We start from the raw sequence: 16879 nt of genomic DNA on the forward strand, positions 1-16879 counted from the left end.
TAAGGGCTTGGGAAGCTGAAGCCAGAGGCGAAGGCAGTGATGCGGCTTAGTTCATCGCAGCCTCCACCGCTGGGTCAGCATCGGGAAATTGATCAGCAATTGTTTGCAGAGCCTGCTGATCAATCGCGCTCAATTCGACGCGCAAGGCTCGCTCTAAGGCCCCGCGCTTTAGCGCATTGGTCCAACATGGGCGTTCAGCACAGAGATATGCACCGCGGCCCGCTTGCTTGCCGCTTGGATCGACCACAACACTTTGGTCGGCCAAGCGTACAAGACGTACCAACTGACGTTTATTATCGGTACGCCGGCAAGCAACACACATGCGCTGTGGCACATGGCGTGGGCGCGGCGACTGCTTTTGAGCAGCCATAGGCTATGCCTCGGTATCCGTCTCGTCGCTCTCGCCAGCTTCATCATCGATGATATAGCTAGCAATGAGCTTGTCATTGAAATAAATATTGAGTTTTTGGGCGGCGGCACGCAACGCGACTTCTTCGCCAATAATCTCTGCTGGCAATGGGCCGTATTGGCGCCCTTGATAGGTAACCAAGGAATCGACCCGAACCTTGCGGGTTTCGACTTTGGCGGTTGAAAGCGCTGCTTCTTGCAGCATTTGTTCCGACGCGGCAGCTTCGCGCACTTCGGCAGCAGCGCGTTCTTCCTCAAGGAGTGAAGATGCGCTCTTGATGTCGATGCGCCAACCAACCAGTTTGGCTGCCAAACGAACGTTTTGGCCCTCCTTGCCAATTGCCAACGACAATTGTTTATCTGGCACGACCACAGTGGCCGTTTTCTCGCCTTCATCAAGATGAACTTCGACGACTTGGGCTGGGCTGAGGGCATTGGCAATAAATACCCGCATATCAGCGCCCCATTGCACCACGTCGATCTTCTCGCCGTTCAATTCATTGACAATATTTTGAATCCGAATCCCACGCATCCCCACGCACGAGCCAACCGGGTCGATGCCTTCTTGACGGGCATGGACGGCTACTTTCGAGCGTAAGCCTGGTTCGCGGGCAATTGATTTAATTTCAACGGTGCCGTTGTAAATTTCTGGCACTTCCATCTCAAATAAGCGTTTGATTAAATCTTTGTGGGTGCGCGAGGCCACCAAACGCGGGCCACGGGGATCATCACGGCGGGCTTCCATCAAATAGACTTTGAGCCGCTGGCCATGACGATAGTTGTCGTGGCTAATTTGCTCTTTTTGCGGCAGAATCGCTTCTGCGCGCCCAACTTCCAAAATCACGTTGCCTTTGGCGGTGCGCTGCACAGTTGCAGTAACAATTTCGCCTTCGCGATCAAAATATTCGCCATAAATATGGTCGCGTTCAACTTCTTTGATCCGTTGGAGCACAACTTGCTTCGCCGTTTGAGCGGCAATCCGACCAAAATCGTCGGGCGTGCTTTCAACATAGACGGTTTCGCCGATTTCAACATCAGCACGCACGTTGCGCGCATCTTCGATGTCGATTTCGAAGCGATCATCCATCACTTCATCGACAACTTGCTTTTCAGCGTAAACTCGAATGCGGCCAGTATTTGGCTCTAATTCAATCTTAACGTCAACGGGTGGTGGATTATTGCCCAAATACCGCCGATAGGCGGAGATTAGGGCTTGCTCGACCACATCCTGCACCGACTCGCGGGGAATGCCGCGCTCGGCGGCAATCTGTGAAATAGCTGCGTAAAAATCACTTTTCATATCTAGCCTCGCCTAGGGGTGCAGTGGGTCAGGTATCGACATAATACCTGCTTTGATGGAGCCACCCTGCGTTGGTTAACATTGTTGACAAGAAGAAACGTGGGGGACACCCACGTTTCGGTCTGTGTACTTCATACTGATTATAGTATAGCACTACCACTAAGGCCGTGCAACCCTAGGGAGTTGGGTAGGCCGTTGGTTGCGAGTTGGGCACTGGGTATTGGCCTGGCTCCAAGGTTGGCTCAACAACCACATTGCCATCTGCTGGCGTTGGGTAGCTGGCCGGGGTTTGGGCTGCTGGAGCCGGATTGGTTGGTTGGTTGGTGACTGGAGCTGTGGTTGGAGCTGAACCGGTGGTTGAACAACCAGCCAAGAGTGCTAGCACAACAAGGCTAGCCAACATGTGTTTGCGCATCTGTAAGAACCTCCATGGGTTTTCAATCGCTCGTTATGCTACCGTAGCGCCGATAAAAAGTCAAAGCTTTGGCTTAACCGTTGTTAATCTTTTTGGCCTGCGCAGCCCGCCAATCAGCGCCTAGCAAACCAAAGAAAACTGTGTCGGTGAAGCGGTTTTCAACAATGTCAAAGTAGTTTTCGCGTAGCAGCCCTTCTTGGCGAAAGCCAACTTTTTCGAGTGCCCGCCGCGAGCCGTGATTCTCAGGGTGAATCTGGGCTTCGACGCTATGCAATTTCAGGCTTTCAAAACCAAATTGGAGAATTGCCTGCAAGGCCTCCGTCATAATGCCCTTGCCCCAGAAGTGCGCTGCCAATTCGTAGCCAATTTCGGCCCGCGCATGCTCGCTTTCAAACCGCCAAAACCCACCAGAGCCAATCCACTCGCCATGGTCGCGTAAGGTGATGGCCCAGCGCACGCCAATTTTTTGCTCAAACGATCGTTTGAGACTGTTTAAGCGATTTTCTGATTGCTCAGGCGTTTGCATTGGTAATTGACCAAAATAGCGCAAGACCTGTGGGTCGGCCATAATCGCAAACATGGGGTCGCGATCGGCTAAAACTGGCTGGCGCAAGATCAGGCGCTCGGTCTCCAACACGGGAAATTGGGCTAAAGCACGATCTAAATCAAGCATATCACCTCTTGTTGTAAACACGTGACGGGCTTTATCAACAATTAATTCAACCAACGAGCGATTAACGCAAATGACGAAACTCAAACGAGCTTCGTCATTGCCAATTAGCGATTAAGCAGTTTAGGCGCGTTTTTTGATCAAGACTTTATCAATCCGCCGCCCATCCATATCGATGACTTCAACATCATAATCATCCCAAGCCACATGATCGCCAACATTGGGCAAGCGATGCAGCTCGTTGAGCACATAGCCTGCGATCGTCACAAAATCGTTGGCATCATTAATTGAAATGTTTAAGCGATCGGCAATTACCGCATACGATTCAGAGCCGTCGATCAGCCATGAGCCATCATCACGTTTGACCATGGTTTGTTCTTCGTTGGAATCATATTCGTCACGAATATCGCCAACCAGTTCTTCTAACACATCTTCGAGGGTCAGAATGCCCGAAATCTGGCCATATTCATCGACAACCAAGGCCATATGTGAGCCAGTTCGGCGAAACAGGCTCAACATTTTGGAAACTGGCTCGTGCTCCAACACATAGGTTGGCGGGCGCACCAATTCACGCAGTTGGCGTTGGTCGTTGCCCAACATCGATGGCAAGACATCCTTTATATAGATCGTGCCAATCGAGCGGTCAAGCGAATCGCCTTCGTAAACTGGCATGCGCGAATAGCCATGCTCTACCGCAATCCGCGTAATTTCAGCAAGTGGGGTGTTGGCACTGACCGCGACCACATCGGGGCGAGGTGTCATCAGCATTCGCGCCGTGCGATCCGAAAAATCGAAGACCCGCGAGATCAAGGCTTCTTCATGCAAGGCCACTGTGCCGCCAGCGCGGCCTTCACGGGTCATATACAAAATATCGTCTTCGGTGACGCTAGAATCAGGTTTTTTATTCTGGCCAATCAACATCAAAATCAAAGTTGATGAATTGGTAAGCACCCAAACGATTGGGCGGGTAAGCCACGAAAGCCACGAAAGCAATGGCGCAAGGTTGCGGGCAATCGTATCTGCATGCAACAAGGCTAAGCGTTTGGGCACAAGCTCACCAATAATTAACGAAAGATAGGTGATGAGCAATACAACCACCGTAAAGGCAATTGAATCGGCATAACTCTCGAGCGCAGGAATCGTTTTCAGATATTCGGCAAAGGGTTTGCTAATGTTCGCGCCCCCAAAAGCTGCTGCAAACGTACCAATTAAGGTGATCCCAACTTGAACGGTGGCTAATAAGCGATCAGGTTGGTCGGCGAGTTGCAGGGCCTTCTTTGCCCGAAGATCGCCATCGGCGGCTTGTTGTTCTAAGCGAGAACGCCGCGCCGAAACCATGGCTAGCTCCGATGCAGCAAAAACCCCGTTGGCAACCAGCAATACCAAGACAATTCCTAGCTCGCTGGCTATGTCACTTAGCATTCAATTGTTCCTTTCTCAAACATAGAATGGCTCCAGCACAGGTTAATTTTCATTGAGATTTCTTGTGCTCTAATATCACAAATTGTACCATTGACTGAGCGTCGCGTTGAAGCAGCTTTGGGCCTAATTCGGCAGCTAAATCTAAGAATCATTCTCGTTTGACAGAACGAATAGCGCGACGTATACTCTGCCAATCGCAATAAAAACTGTTTTTTCCGTACTAAATGATTTAACTAGACCTTGGCATGTGGAGGTTTCTGGCTCATGTATCGTTGGCTTTGTGCATTAACTCTCGTAACAGTGCTTTTCGGCTGTGGGGCTGAAGAGGCTGTTCCTACCACGCAACCAACCCAAGCAACCGCCGCTGGCGAACTTGGCGCAATCAAGACCTATCTTTTAGGCAAAACTGGTGATTTGATCACCAGTACCACCGCTTTGGAAACCGCCAGCCAGCGCTATTATGATTTGGCCAAAGCTGCTAATTTCGATTATGCAACCCTTTGGAACAGCAAGCAAGCTGAGGTTGGCACGACCTTGAACGAGGCCAAAGCAGCTTGGTTGAAATCCAGCCCTACCTACGAACAAATGGAAGGGATCGTTGCAGGCGTAGGGAGCTTGGCCGATTTCGACGTAACGCTTGACGCTGGTTCTTCTGCTGAAGAAGGCGGCGATAGCGTGGTCAATTATGATTTGAGCTTGGCTGATGGCCGCACGATTGCCAAGCCTGGCAACTTGTTTGGCGTAACCGAAAGCACGCTCTGGGGCACCTATGATGCCTTCCGCATCACCGATGTTGAAGCAGACATTAACGGCAATGGCACGCTTGAATTTGGCGAATCGTTGCCAGAAGCCAATGTCTTGTTGGCAGCAGCCCAAAAGCTCAAGGCTACCGCAACCGAGCTTGATACCGCCGCCAAAGCCTGGGAGCCAACCGACAGCGACGCATTCAGCGCCTTGGTCGTGATGGTGCCAACCATGAACGAATATTTCGATTCGTGGAAGAACTCGCGCTTTGTTGCTGGTGATAGCAGCACCCAACGCGATTTCGTGGCGATCTCACGTTTGGCCGATATTGGCGATATTTTGGGCAGCTTGCAAGTTGTTTACGATAGCCTTAGCCCCAAAATTGCCACGCTCGACGCCGACCAAGATCGCCAAATCAAGACCAACTTACAAGGTCTGCGCGATTTTGTTGCCGATGTGCACAAAAAAGAACAAGCTGGCCAACGCTTTACCGCTGAAGAAGCCGATTTGCTTGGTGCTGAAGCCCAAAATCGTGCTGATGCAATTACTGGCCAAGTTAGCCAAATTGCTGCTCGCTTGAATGTCAAAATTAGCGAGTAAGCTGAAAATTGCAGGGTTAGGCTAAAAATCGGTTCCCGAACTGATTCGCAAATCAAACCAAAATAGGTATACTGCTCACAGGGATATCTATGCGCTCAGTGAGAAAGAAGTTGCGCCGGAGCAAGGTCGATGGAGTTTGGGTGTGCGTCCCTCCATCACAAAACTTAAGCAGTAAAGGGCGTGAACTGTTGGCATACAGTTCACGTCCTTTGTCGGTTTATTTTGCTGTTGCCCATTATGAGCAGCAGCAAACCACAATTTTAGGAGCTTGTATGTGGTTGCGTCGTTTTTTGCTGGCGTTGGTCGTTGCCTTATTGCCATGGTCGGCCATGGCCGCCGAACCATCACCAGCCCAGGCCAGCGAATCGGTGCGTTCGTTGTTGGTGCAAGCCCAATTATCGCTCACGACTGATGCTGCCAAAGCCAAAAGCCTGGTCAGCGAAGCCCAAGCCTTGTATGATCAAGCGCTGGCGCAGGATTTGACCAGCTTGGCTCCCCAACAGGCTGCTGAAATCGCCACGCGCTGGGCAGATTTGGCTCAAGCCTTGAGGACGAACGATGTTGCGGCCTTTGCCCAACACCGAGCCTTGCTCTGGATTGATTTGCTCAAAGCCAGTTATGGCATCGTTGGCCAAGCGATTGATACGGACAAGCCTGAACAAGCCTTGCAATGGCTGCCTGTGCGCGAGTTTCGCAATGCAACGCGCTTTTCACGCCCTAACGGCGATGCAGCCCGCGCTATCGAGCAATGGAAACAAGCAGCCTACAGCGCCGCCGATGCCCGCATTGCCCTCGATGCAGATTTGTTGGATACCTACCAAGCCAAACTTAACGAAAGTTTGCGTACCTTGCGCAGCGCTGCCCAAAAAGGCAATCGGATTCAACAAGCAGAAGCAGGTGCGGCCATTCAAGGCTATTTCGCTATTTTAGAGCCAGCCTATCGCGGGCAACACCCTGATAAAGCTGATGCAGCTTTGACTAATGCTGAAAACTTGCGCGAAGCAGCGCTGAGCAATAACAATTTGGAAACGGCAATTACGAGCTTTGAAGGCTCGCTCAGTGGTTTTCGGGCGGCTCCGCTTAGCCCAGCAGAGCAAGTGCGTCGCGCTGGTCAATTGCGCCGCTTCTTGAGCCTCGTGCCAGTTGAATATGAACGTGGCGTGCGCAACGGCCAAGTTACGCTGGATCTCGAAATTCAAGAAGCGACGACCTTCCGCAATGGGGCTGCTGCTGCCTTCAGCGACCTTGAAAGCCTGTTGGTCGAAATTGATCCAACCAAAACCCAACAAGTTGCCAGCGATCTACGCGAATTGGAAACAATACTGACCGCTGCGGCCCAACGTACCAGCGTCGCCGACCCCGATGCAGTGCAAGCCAAAATTGATAGCATTAACACAACTTTGGCGGCAATTATGCCTGCCGAGTGGCAAAAATCGAGCCTCGAAGGCGATTTCGATGTGATCGATTCAATGCTTGATCAAATGGAAAATGCTGTTGCTGGCGATCAATATGATCTGGCCGAATCGGCGCGTTTGGAAGCCTACGCTGTGCTTGAATCTGGCCCAGAAGCCCGTTTGATTGTGTTTGCGCCAGAATACAAAGCGCCCATTGAAAACCTCTTTTGGTATGGCAAAGACGAATTTACTGGCCTTGCAGAGTTGATTCGCCAAAAAGCGCCGTTGAGCGATATTCGCGCTAGCCGCCAAGCCTTGGATAAACAACTCGATTTGGCGCAAGATGCGCTTGGCGGTTCGAGCACGCCTGAAGCTGTGGCAACCAGCGCTGCCGTGATTGTGTTTCGCGAAGGCTTAGAGGCAGTGTTGATTTTGGCCTCGCTGCTTGCCAGCCTCAAAATTGGCGAACAACGCAGCTATCGCAAGCCAATTTGGATTGGCGCAGCCCTCGCCATGGTTGCTACAGCTCTAACGTGGATGTTGGCGCGTGGCCTGATCAACGAACTAATTCGGCGTGGCGACCAAGAAAAGATCGAGGCGATTGTTTCGTTGATTGCGATTGGCGTCTTGCTGTTGATCACCAACTGGTTCTTCCATAAAGTCTATTGGACAGGTTGGATGGCCAATTTCCATGCTCAAAAACGCCGGATTATTGGTGGCAAAGCTGGGCTTTGGCTGGGTTTGATCACCTTAGGCTTTACCAGCATCTATCGCGAAGGCGTTGAAACTGTGCTCTTTTTGCAAGCGCTGGTGCTCGAAGCCAGCACCCAAGTGGTGCTTGGTGGGGTTGCGCTGGGGCTTGGCGGCACGGCCTTGGTTGGGGTGCTGGTCTTTGGTTTGCAAGCCAAATTGCCGCATAAGAAGATGTTGATCGTCACTGGCGTGATGATTGGCGCGGTGCTGCTGGTTATGGTTGGCAATACGGTGCACATTATGCAACTGGTTGGTTGGATGCCGTTGCACCCAATTCGTAGCCTTGAAGTTCCCTATTGGGCCAATATGTGGCTGGGCTTCTATGCAACCTGGGAAGGCATTGCCTCACAAGTGGCAGCTGCGGCCTTCGTTATTGGCTCGTATGTGATTGCTGAGCACTTGCAACATCGCAAAACCGAAGTTGCGGTTAAACGTCAAAGTGCGCCTGCCAAGTAAATTTAATTAATGTCGCTCACGCTGGTCAATCCCCGGCTCAGAACAATTTCTGGCAGGGGATTGGTATTTAAGCCTAAAATTAAGTTTGTTAGCTAAGTTTCTCAGCAATCTTCATCACAACTTCATCGTTTATTAATCTTTTATTGACCTTTGGGACGTGAGCAAGGACGTTGTTTCGGACTATCTAGCTTTATAGTGACCGAGGTTTGAAATTCACCTCTGCTTGAAAGGAGCACACGGTCATGGCAAGCATTAATAAATTACTCGATAAGCCAGGATTTGGGATCGCTATTTTGCGAATTGTGGTTGGTTTTATTTTTTTTATGCATGGCTTGGATAAATTCAATGGCGGGATTGAAGGCACTGCTGGCTTTTTGGGCAGCCTTGGCATTCCAGCGCCAACCTTTATGGCAGTTTTGTTGATTGCAACTGAACTGATTGGCGGGATTATGTTGATGCTCGGCTTGTTTACGCGCTACGTTGCAGTGGCTGAAGCAATTGCCATGGTTGTGGCTTGGGTAACCGTACACTCAAGTAACGGCTTCTCATCACAAAATGGTGGCTACGAATATGTGTTGGCTTTGATTGGGGCAAGCCTTGCCTTGGTCTTGCTTGGTTCAGGCTCATTGGCGCTTGACAACTTGCTCAGCCCACGCTTGACTGGCCGCCAAATTACTGCTCGCGCCTAAATAACTTACAGATACACACTGCGACCCCGCCATGCAGCCTAGACGCATGGCGGGGTCGGCATTTTAACAATCGCAGCTACAACAATCGCCACATTCGCAGCAACTGCCGCATTCGCAACAGCTACAGCCGCCTTCGCAAGCATCAGCTGCATCGCAACACAAACATGAACATTGACAACAATCACAGCAATCATCATCACAACACTTAATTCGTGAGCGATGCGAATGGCGACGACTTTGGCAGCAACACAAGGCCGCACCCAAGGCGACATCACGTTTGCTATCTTGATAATGGCCTTGCGGCGCTGGATGCGAGCTGGCTGGCGGCAACGTACCTGGTGGCAACATCCCTGGATCGTTGGGATTGTACGGCGGCGGATATTGCGAAGGATATTGTTGGCCTTGGTAGGGCGGTTGTTGCGGGTATTGGCCTTGGTACTCTGGGTTTTCGTGGGGTTTGAGCGCCCGCGTTGGCCCAGTGTAGGCGCGGTTGGGGTCGCGACGCGAAGGATCATCGTCGTAATCGCTGGCCATGGCTGGCAACAAAGCGGCGGCCACTGGCAATGCAGTAGCGCAGACTAAACTATGGCGTTTGCAAGCCCCAAAAGCTTTTGAGCCAATTGCTGGCAACATATTGAGCAACAGCACCTCAACCAAATGGGCTTGCAAGAGGGTTAAGCGTTGCCAGTGTTGCCGCAACGTTACCAAGGCATCGTTGAAAATTTTATGCGCTGTGGTGCGCAATTCAGCTTGGGGTGTAGCATTCAAGGCATTAAAATGGCCGCGCGCTTGATCTTCGGCAAAATCGCCGTAGCTATCGAGCAGCAACATCATGCGGCCATACATGCGGCCCATTTGCTCTAGCGGCTCGGCATTGCTTGGCTGGTTGGCTAAAATTGCGGTATGCCGAAAGGCCGCGCCGACAGCGGCTTCCGTCGGTGCTGAATAGGTGCAGAAATCGGTGTTGGGCAAGGCTTCAACTGCTGCTTGGGCAATTGCTTGTTCGCGCAGCAAGGCTGGCTCGAAGCCCAATTCGCGGGCAGTTTGCTCTGCCTGCTTATCCCAACGTTGAGCAACCGTCTTGGCAACGAATGGAACCTTGCCAGCCCAGCCATCGCGGTCGGCCACATTGTCGCGCAGCCGAATTGCTGCCATCAGCAAACTAACTGCTGCTGCATAGCGCGAGCCATGATCATCAGCAGCAACCACATCGAGCGCGCGAAAGCTGCGTAAGGCACAAACACTGGTGCGCCGTGCGCCTTGTTCAGGGCGTTGCGCTTCGTATAAGGCCGAAAGTAAGGCTGCATCGTAATTGGTGGTGATGCGAGCAACTTGGCCGTGCTGATCGCGCAATGTGAGGCACATGCCACAAATATGGCTCCACCAAGCGGCATGGGTCGATTGATCGAGGTGCGGCGAGCACCCACGCAAAACGCCAAACATAATACGCCCTTTCTCAAAAAGAACATCGCAGAAAATGGCCAGACTTGGGAGAAAATCTTGCAAAAGGTACGTGGTTTAGGGGCTGATTGTTGCGCAAAAAGAGCCTGAGGTAGCCACCCCCCAAGCTCTCTGATGATTAAGCGGCTGTGCTGGCTGGCTCGCTTGGCTCTGGTTGCCAAGGGTTGTCCCATTGTTGGTAGCTGCTGGCTGGTGGGCGGCGTTGTAAGGCGCGGCGCAGCACAAACAAACTGCTACAAACCACAATCAAAACAATGCTGGTCAAACGGGCGGTTGAAAGGCTATCGCCACATGCAGCGCCACCAACCCCGCCAGTACACAGCTTATCAACCCGTAGATCTTCGATCCAGAAGCGGCCAATTGAATAGAGCACACCGTAGATCAACAATGAATCGCCGTTGCGCAAGCGACCACGGAAGCGGCGCTCGATAAACACGATTGCAAACAACACGCCCAAATTCCAGAATGATTCATACAGGAAGGTTGGATGAAAGCGGGTTGCTGCATCGTATTGTTCGGTGCCACGAATCCGATATTGCGCGGGAATGTTTAAGTTCCAAGGCAAGCCGTTATTGACTGGGCCGCCATAGGCTTCGTTGTTGAAAAAATTGCCCCAGCGCCCAATTGCTTGGCCAACGCTCAAACATGGAGCCATGATATCCATCCATGTCAGAGCATTGGTTTTGGTGCGCCACGAGGCGATAATGACCGTTAGCACTGCCCCAACGATTGCGCCGTGAATTGCCAGCCCGCCTTTGGTGGTGTTGATCATATCGATGAATGGGCCATCGCGATATTGGGGCCACGACGAGGCGACATACCAAATCCGGCCTCCGGCAACGCCCAAAATCAAGCCAACGATCAACCAATCCCACACTATATTAGGGTTGTAGCCACGAGCGCGCGCGCGATGCGCACCCAACCAGCCACCAAGCATCGCGCCACTCAAAATGGCAATCGCATACATTCGAATAATAATCGGGCCTAATTCAAGCAAATTTGGACCAAACGGCGGTTGCATAGACTCTCCTTAGAACAATTGCTTGGGCCATTGTAGCACGGCCTAATCGAGTGTTTGCTGCCATTCAGCCTCTAACAAACCAAACGATCGATTGTAGATTGCAGCATAGTTTGCCGCGCCAGGCTGGCGCTCGCCGCCAGAAACATACAATTGATCGAAGGCTTCGCGGCCATAGCTGTTAATCAAATAATCGACAAAACTCGCCCATTGATAGTAGAGCACATTCATGCCGTCGATGCCAACGCTGGCGTAGTGCGTGGCAAGCGGCAAGGCTTGACCATTGGCCTTATAATCGCGGGCAAAACTACTAAAATCGTTGGCACTGCCAAGCCAATAGCGGCCTGCACCCCAGGTTGCAAAACCCTCAGACAGCGCCAAGTCGGCGCTCAAATGGGCAGCGCCATAGCGATCTTGCTCCAATTGATGCACAAATTCATGGGCGGCGATATTAACCACGCGGCTGCGGGCAACTCCAGCGCAACTATAAATGTAAATCACGCGCACATCGGAGTAGGTCACGCCATGAAAACCACACTGCCCATCTTGGCTGATGACCACGGTCACACGGTCGCTTAGGCGAATATTAGTGCGTTCTTGAACATAATCGAGCGCTGTTTGTAGCTCGCCCGCCAATTCGCTGCTTTGGTCTTGGTACAGCTCGGTTTCGAGCACCAAATCGATTTGGTTGGAGCTTCCGGCGGCATTGCTTTGTTCAATTGCTTGCAGGGTGGTTGGTGGCAGTGGCGTAACTTGGCTTTGCGGCACACTAGCAGCAGCATCGCTGAAATACGCACCTAGCGGCGCATAACGGGTTTTTGGTTGATTGAGCTGGTTAACAATTAATAGCAATAAGCCCAAAAGCACCGCAATTGGCCCAAGAGTTGCCCAATCTAATGGTTTTTTTCGCCGCATCGCCAGCCCCAATCTACACATCAGCAGCGGCTATTGTACCATTGGAGCTTCCTGATGAGGGTAGGCTTTATGTTGATTGCGGTTCTTTGTCAATTGATTTGTAATTGACAATCGATCATAATTAGGTATTGGTTCTCCACCCTTCCGTCCCTCCGCCGGAGGGAAACGCCGGGGGTTTTCATCCCCCAGCACCCCCTAATATGTATCTAGTGGACTATGATTGTTTTGTGGATGGAGCACAGCGCGAATGGCTGAGCTTTTTGAATTAATTATCCTCAACCAATGCTAACAAACGCTCAAGCTCTGGCAAAGGTGCGGGCCTAAGCTCAGCAAGCGGCGAGGTTAATTGCAGCATTGTCGCAATCAGGCCTTGAATTACCTGTTTTTGGGCGAGCGTTGTCGCCGCAAACTGGCTGCGCGAGCCATGCTGGTAGCTCCATGGTCGCTGTTCGATTAAGCGTTCGACTTCAAGCACAATTCGTTGCAATTCTTCCAGCCATGTCGTCACAAATCCATGATCGCGGCGAATTAGATATTTAATCGTGACTGCGCTCATCATCCAAAAAAACGCCACTCGTTCTTTGATTAATTCAGTTGGGTTTGGCTCAACCTGCGGGGCAGCTGCCACTGCAATTGGCTCATGCTCAAACAAGATCAGCGCATCGACTGGACGTTGCGCCTTGTCAGCTGGAACTAATGTCCAATCAACCATTATGCCAGTGCCTTGATAGCAGACAAAGCTTTGAGTTCCGCCTGCTGGCGCATTGTGATGGGCTTCGTACAGCGCAGCAATTGGGCCAAATGTTGTAAACAAGGCAGCTCGTTCAGGCGTTGTGCTGGCGCGATTAATCGCTGGTTTGGCGCATAATTGGGCGCTTGCTGCCTCGGCTACTAGCAACATCAGATCAAGATCGCTAACTGCATCAGCAGCGTTGCGGCCAAAACTGCCAACCAGCCATCCAGCTACAAAACGCTGATCAGCTGCGAGGGTTTGGCGTAACTGGACGACTAAACCATCGCGCTGGGTTTGATATTCAAGCACATCATGCATCAATCACTATCCTATCAAGAGTGATTGGTCTAGTTGCAAGTTCCCAAAGAAACCGTGGTTGATCATCAAGAATATATTGAAAGGTCAACGTGCCACCATGTGGTAGCATTTGGATATGATCGATTGCAGTAAGATAGGTTAGTCCTGACTCATAATCATCCAACCGGATATCGCCATAGGTCTGAATCTGAGTCTGGAGGGCGAGCGATCGCATGTCAGTTGTTATCGGGGGGATAGAAACAGTTATTGCTGGAAAGGTTAATGGCTCAGGATAGGTGACAGAATAGCCACTCATGGTTGCTTGGTCGACTGTAAAGATTGGCCCAAGTTCGATGCGTTGGCGTTGAGGCGTGGCATTATCACTATTAAAATCAAACTCCTTGGCCAGATTAACCAGGATTGCATTGACCGTAATGCGTTCAGGAACTAGCAAGCCATCAGGCAGCAAGCTCCGGAGCAGATGGGCAGTAATTGCAACCTGTGGTTCATTGGCTAATCCCTTTTGCATCGTTTCTGTTACTACAAGATGATAGGATTCATCAGGCGTAAACTGGGTTGCATCAGCCTGAATGAATGCTTGGATTGAGTCCTCAACCTGAAAATGTGCTGCAATTTGACGAACTGAATCTAAGGTTGATTGATGATAGTCAAGAACCCAAAATTGGACTTCCGTGGGTTTAAAAACCGTCATAAGTGGCAATGCGAGTGGAGCAAATGGTCCGGAACCAGCATAGAGCACCCGAAGGCATTGATTGGGAAACCGTTGCTGAAGTTCCTGAATTGCAGCATAAACACCCTGTAAAAAGCGCGTTGTGCGCAAGAAATCATGGAGACAGCGACCTGCATTGCGCGGTGAAATCATGCGCCCATAGGGTGATGGAGTATCACGATGAATGCTGGTTTCAATTGCGACTTCGCCATGGCCAACGATCTTGACGCAGATTGAGAAATAACGTTCAATTGCCTGTTGCCACTGTAGATACGAGCCATTGCGATCAAGCATCTGGCTTGTAAGCTCTGCCAGTTCCTCAAATGCTGAAAGAGATGCCGAATGGGCCATAGAGTCCTCGCTCAGGCTATAAAATTGTGTGAAGAGTATACATCGGAACAGGTTGGGATAATGCCGACCTTAATTCTACGATATTCATTTCTGCACATCCAATTCAATCACTGTAATGCCTTTTTCGTCGGCAACCGCAAAGCGCTTGTTTGCTTGGTCGAAGGCAGTTGGTGGCAGCGCTTGGTCAAGCCTGCCGATCATGCTGTGGGTTTGGCGACCAGTAGCCAACTCTGGCCAACGCTGCACCACTTTGCCAGTTGTGCAATCGAATACTTTGGGATGATCAAAGAAGCCGACCACATAGCGCTCGCTTAGGGCCATGGCCGTGCCCACGATTTCTGCTGCCTGTACAGTTGCCCGAAATTGGCGATTTTCCAAATCGTAGTAGCCAATGCTATGTGCTCCGCGCCGCTGCACCAGCGTATCAACCAAATTTGCATTGAGGTTGGCAAACTCATCGGTGATGATCAGTAGAGTTTGTTCATCCAAAAAGCTGACCGAGCTAATATCAACTTTGATTGGCGGGCAAAAGCCTTCAGTATCGAGAATTTGCGGCTCTGACCATAGCTCATCGACTTTGTAGATTGCCACGGTATGGGCTGGCTGCCATTGCCAACCGGCGCTGACCACCCAGGTGCCTTTGGGACTGACGCTCAAGCGCGAATGAAAAATATCAACTGGTTTGCGCTTCCAGCCCTCAGTCAAACGCCGCCCAGTTGCTACATCCTCCAGATCAAGTTGGTTGTGCTTATCGGGGCAGTGCAGCAGCACATCATTCAAATCGGCATGTTGCAACACAGCAATCGGGTATTCATAGCTATCGGCGTAGTAATAACTGCGGTTAATTTCGCGCACAATTTTGCCATTTTTGAGCACCAAGCCCTTCGTTCCCAAGCGTTGATAGATGACCACTACCTCGCCTGAGGCCGATTGCACCGCCGCATCAAAAGGATACGGATAGACCGTGGCCGAACGCTTAATCTTGCCATCAAGCTGATAGCGCGTCCCGCCCGCAACCCAATCAATCAAACTATTATCGTTCCAGCATAACGAGCGCACGTTTGGCGCAGGAATGCGATATTCGCGATAGTTCATATAATCCCCGTCTATTTTTACCGATTTGGCTATAGCAGCAGTTGTGCCGCGTTATTCAAATCATTGTAATAAGTCTATTGCATCAGCAGGATTGCTGTGCTATACTTCTGTAACGTTTCAGAAACACAAGCGTTGCTTCAGCGTTTCGTCTGTTAATGGTCTTTGGAGCATGTGCGGCAAACACATTCCAAAACCCGAGATTCGCGAGCCTCGCGTGTTCGAAGCATACTCTCCTTGCACTCCCAGCGGATTGGCCTTGATTCTCCCGATGAGGGTTGCTGCGCTGGGAGTGTTTTATTTAAGCAGCAATGTTCACTGGGCTAATCTGGCGTAGCGCCATGATTGCGAAAGGAACTTCAATGCACAGCACTACCAAAAATCTCAAAACTGGCCAACAAATTGCTGCAATGGTTGCCCATGCGTTTGCTGGGATGCAGCTTGCGCCACATGCAGAAGCAGTTCAAGAACTCAAAGATGGTTGGTTTAATGCCGCTTATGCGATTACGTTGGCCGATGGCCGCGAGTTTGTGCTCAAAATTGCCCCACCTCCAACCGCCGATGTGATGAGCTACGAAAAAAACATTATGCAGACCGAAGTTGCAGCAATGCGCTTGGTGCAGCAAAATCCAGCGATTCCGGTGCCAAGCATCGCCTTTTTCGACGATAGCTTGAGTATTTGCGATTCAGCCTATTTTTTTATGCAAAAAATTGCTGGCACCAACCTTGAGCAGCTACGGGCAACGCTTGAGCTAAGCATCCAAGCTGAGCTTGATCGCCAAATTGGGTCAATTATGCACCAGATTAATGGCTTTAGCGGCAGCTATTTTGGCTACGAAGGCAACCCTGATCTTCGTGATACAACGTGGCGAGCGACGTTTATTAAGCTCATTGATGCCCTGTTCGCAGATGGCCAGCGCAAAAATGTCGAATTTGAGCATAGCTATGCCGAAATTCGCGCCGCCGTGCTCAAGCATGCCGCTGCCTTGGATACAGTGACTACGCCTCAGTTAGTGCATTGGGATGCTTGGAATGGCAACTTCTTTGTTCGCGATTCCACGATTGTTGGGATTATCGATTTTGAACGGGCGTTATGGGGCGATCCCTTGATGGAAGCCCAATTTCGCCCCTTCTCAGGCGAAAGTCTGATCAATTTTATGGATGGCTATGGCAAAATAAGCTTTACGCCTGCAGAAGAACAACGCTGCCAACTCTATTCGCTCTACTTGGCCTTGGTTATGGCAATCGAATGCTATTACCGCAATTATGACACTGATTTTGTCCACACAATTGCCCGTCAATTGCTGGCCACAACTATGGCTTGGCTCAAGGCCAATTAGGCATCATTGCAGGAGCAAGCAGCACGAATCTCGGAACCGCTCCCATTGCCGTAGCAGGCGCAGCAAATAGTGCGCCAGTAGGCATCAATAA

15 protein-coding genes are annotated in these 16879 nt (G+C 50.9%); 4 read left to right on the plus strand and 11 right to left on the minus strand.

From position 1 onward, the window contains the following. Positions 1–46 precede the first annotated feature (46 nt). From rnpM to SE18_RS00250, 5 genes are all read right to left on the minus strand, one after another. Entirely contained in the window at positions 47–370 is a 324-nt protein-coding gene (gene rnpM, locus SE18_RS00230; protein WP_054532402.1) for an RNase P modulator RnpM, read from the minus strand. Between the two features lie 3 nt (positions 371–373). Continuing rightward, positions 374–1708, minus strand: coding sequence for a transcription termination factor NusA (nusA, locus tag SE18_RS00235; RefSeq protein ID WP_054532403.1), 1335 nt, complete (start codon positions 1706–1708; stop codon positions 374–376). A gap of 175 nt (positions 1709–1883) precedes the next feature. Then, positions 1884–2123 carry a hypothetical protein gene (locus SE18_RS00240; protein WP_054532404.1) on the minus strand — a complete coding sequence of 80 codons (240 nt, stop codon included), beginning with the start codon at positions 2121–2123 and terminating at the stop codon, positions 1884–1886. Between the two features lie 73 nt (positions 2124–2196). Then, positions 2197–2796: a GNAT family N-acetyltransferase gene (locus SE18_RS00245; protein ID WP_054532405.1), complete on the minus strand. Its 600-nt coding sequence runs from the start codon at positions 2794–2796 to the stop codon at positions 2197–2199. A 120-nt stretch (positions 2797–2916) separates the two neighbouring features. After that, on the minus strand, positions 2917–4215 hold the full coding sequence (locus SE18_RS00250) for a hemolysin family protein (protein ID WP_054532406.1): 1299 nt from the start codon (positions 4213–4215) through the stop codon (positions 2917–2919). 264 nt (positions 4216–4479) lie between these two features. On the opposite strand from SE18_RS00250, the gene SE18_RS00255 reads away from it, so the two are divergent. The 3 genes from SE18_RS00255 (at position 4480) to SE18_RS00265 (ending at position 8851) form a co-directional block, all read left to right on the plus strand. Continuing rightward, positions 4480–5559, plus strand: coding sequence for an EfeM/EfeO family lipoprotein (locus tag SE18_RS00255; RefSeq protein ID WP_054532407.1), 1080 nt, complete (start codon positions 4480–4482; stop codon positions 5557–5559). A 272-nt stretch (positions 5560–5831) separates the two neighbouring features. Continuing rightward, positions 5832–8162, plus strand: coding sequence for an FTR1 family iron permease (locus SE18_RS00260; RefSeq protein ID WP_054532408.1), 2331 nt, complete (start codon positions 5832–5834; stop codon positions 8160–8162). A gap of 242 nt (positions 8163–8404) precedes the next feature. Beyond that, a complete protein-coding gene (locus SE18_RS00265) occupies positions 8405–8851 on the plus strand; it encodes a DoxX family protein (protein WP_054532409.1) in 447 nt (148 codons plus the stop codon). Positions 8852–8914: 63 nt separating this feature from the next. On the opposite strand, the gene SE18_RS00270 is transcribed toward SE18_RS00265, so the two are convergent. The 6 genes from SE18_RS00270 to SE18_RS00295 all read right to left on the minus strand — a co-directional run bounded on the left by SE18_RS00270 (position 8915) and on the right by SE18_RS00295 (position 15451). Further along, a complete protein-coding gene (locus SE18_RS00270; RefSeq protein ID WP_054532410.1) occupies positions 8915–10294 on the minus strand; it encodes a DUF5685 family protein in 1380 nt (459 codons plus the stop codon). 136 nt (positions 10295–10430) lie between these two features. Then, the gene (gene lgt, locus SE18_RS00275) at positions 10431–11333 is read right to left on the minus strand and encodes a prolipoprotein diacylglyceryl transferase (RefSeq protein WP_054532411.1); all 903 of its coding nucleotides are present in this window, start codon (positions 11331–11333) and stop codon (positions 10431–10433) included. Between the two features lie 42 nt (positions 11334–11375). Beyond that, on the minus strand, positions 11376–12245 hold the full coding sequence (locus tag SE18_RS00280) for a gluzincin family metallopeptidase (protein ID WP_054532412.1): 870 nt from the start codon (positions 12243–12245) through the stop codon (positions 11376–11378). Positions 12246–12510: 265 nt separating this feature from the next. Beyond that, complete coding sequence (locus tag SE18_RS00285) at positions 12511–13296, minus strand: hypothetical protein (RefSeq protein WP_054532413.1); 786 nt, start codon at positions 13294–13296, stop codon at positions 12511–12513. Then, the gene (locus SE18_RS00290) at positions 13289–14356 is read right to left on the minus strand and encodes an SAM-dependent methyltransferase (protein WP_054532414.1); all 1068 of its coding nucleotides are present in this window, start codon (positions 14354–14356) and stop codon (positions 13289–13291) included. The genes SE18_RS00285 and SE18_RS00290 overlap by 8 nt, the downstream gene beginning before the upstream one ends. 84 nt (positions 14357–14440) lie before the next feature. Further along, complete coding sequence (locus SE18_RS00295; RefSeq protein WP_054532415.1) at positions 14441–15451, minus strand: YncE family protein; 1011 nt, start codon at positions 15449–15451, stop codon at positions 14441–14443. A 359-nt stretch (positions 15452–15810) separates the two neighbouring features. Between SE18_RS00295 and SE18_RS00300 the strand changes: the two genes are divergently transcribed. Next, positions 15811–16788 (plus strand): phosphotransferase family protein, encoded by a 978-nt coding sequence (locus SE18_RS00300; RefSeq protein ID WP_054532416.1) that lies wholly within the window; start codon positions 15811–15813, stop codon positions 16786–16788. Positions 16789–16879: the final 91 nt, after the last annotated feature.

It is taken from the genome of Herpetosiphon geysericola, from assembly GCF_001306135.1.
GTDB classification, from domain to species: Bacteria; Chloroflexota; Chloroflexia; order Chloroflexales; family Herpetosiphonaceae; genus Herpetosiphon; species Herpetosiphon geysericola.

Excerpts from the sequence above, each read along its gene's own strand:
- rnpM (WP_054532402.1), bottom strand. The coding sequence starts at position 370 with ATGGCTGCTCAAAAGCAGTCGCCGCGCCCACGCCATGTGCCACAGCGC.
- nusA (WP_054532403.1), bottom strand. The coding sequence starts at position 1,708 with ATGAAAAGTGATTTTTACGCAGCTATTTCACAGATTGCCGCCGAGCGC.
- SE18_RS00240 (WP_054532404.1), bottom strand. The coding sequence starts at position 2,123 with ATGCGCAAACACATGTTGGCTAGCCTTGTTGTGCTAGCACTCTTGGCT.
- SE18_RS00245 (WP_054532405.1), bottom strand. The coding sequence starts at position 2,796 with ATGCTTGATTTAGATCGTGCTTTAGCCCAATTTCCCGTGTTGGAGACC.
- SE18_RS00250 (WP_054532406.1), bottom strand. The coding sequence starts at position 4,215 with ATGCTAAGTGACATAGCCAGCGAGCTAGGAATTGTCTTGGTATTGCTG.
- SE18_RS00255 (WP_054532407.1), top strand. The coding sequence starts at position 4,480 with ATGTATCGTTGGCTTTGTGCATTAACTCTCGTAACAGTGCTTTTCGGC.
- SE18_RS00260 (WP_054532408.1), top strand. The coding sequence starts at position 5,832 with ATGTGGTTGCGTCGTTTTTTGCTGGCGTTGGTCGTTGCCTTATTGCCA.
- SE18_RS00265 (WP_054532409.1), top strand. The coding sequence starts at position 8,405 with ATGGCAAGCATTAATAAATTACTCGATAAGCCAGGATTTGGGATCGCT.
- SE18_RS00270 (WP_054532410.1), bottom strand. The coding sequence starts at position 10,294 with ATGTTTGGCGTTTTGCGTGGGTGCTCGCCGCACCTCGATCAATCGACC.
- lgt (WP_054532411.1), bottom strand. The coding sequence starts at position 11,333 with ATGCAACCGCCGTTTGGTCCAAATTTGCTTGAATTAGGCCCGATTATT.
- SE18_RS00280 (WP_054532412.1), bottom strand. The coding sequence starts at position 12,245 with ATGCGGCGAAAAAAACCATTAGATTGGGCAACTCTTGGGCCAATTGCG.
- SE18_RS00285 (WP_054532413.1), bottom strand. The coding sequence starts at position 13,296 with ATGCATGATGTGCTTGAATATCAAACCCAGCGCGATGGTTTAGTCGTC.
- SE18_RS00290 (WP_054532414.1), bottom strand. The coding sequence starts at position 14,356 with ATGGCCCATTCGGCATCTCTTTCAGCATTTGAGGAACTGGCAGAGCTT.
- SE18_RS00295 (WP_054532415.1), bottom strand. The coding sequence starts at position 15,451 with ATGAACTATCGCGAATATCGCATTCCTGCGCCAAACGTGCGCTCGTTA.
- SE18_RS00300 (WP_054532416.1), top strand. The coding sequence starts at position 15,811 with ATGCACAGCACTACCAAAAATCTCAAAACTGGCCAACAAATTGCTGCA.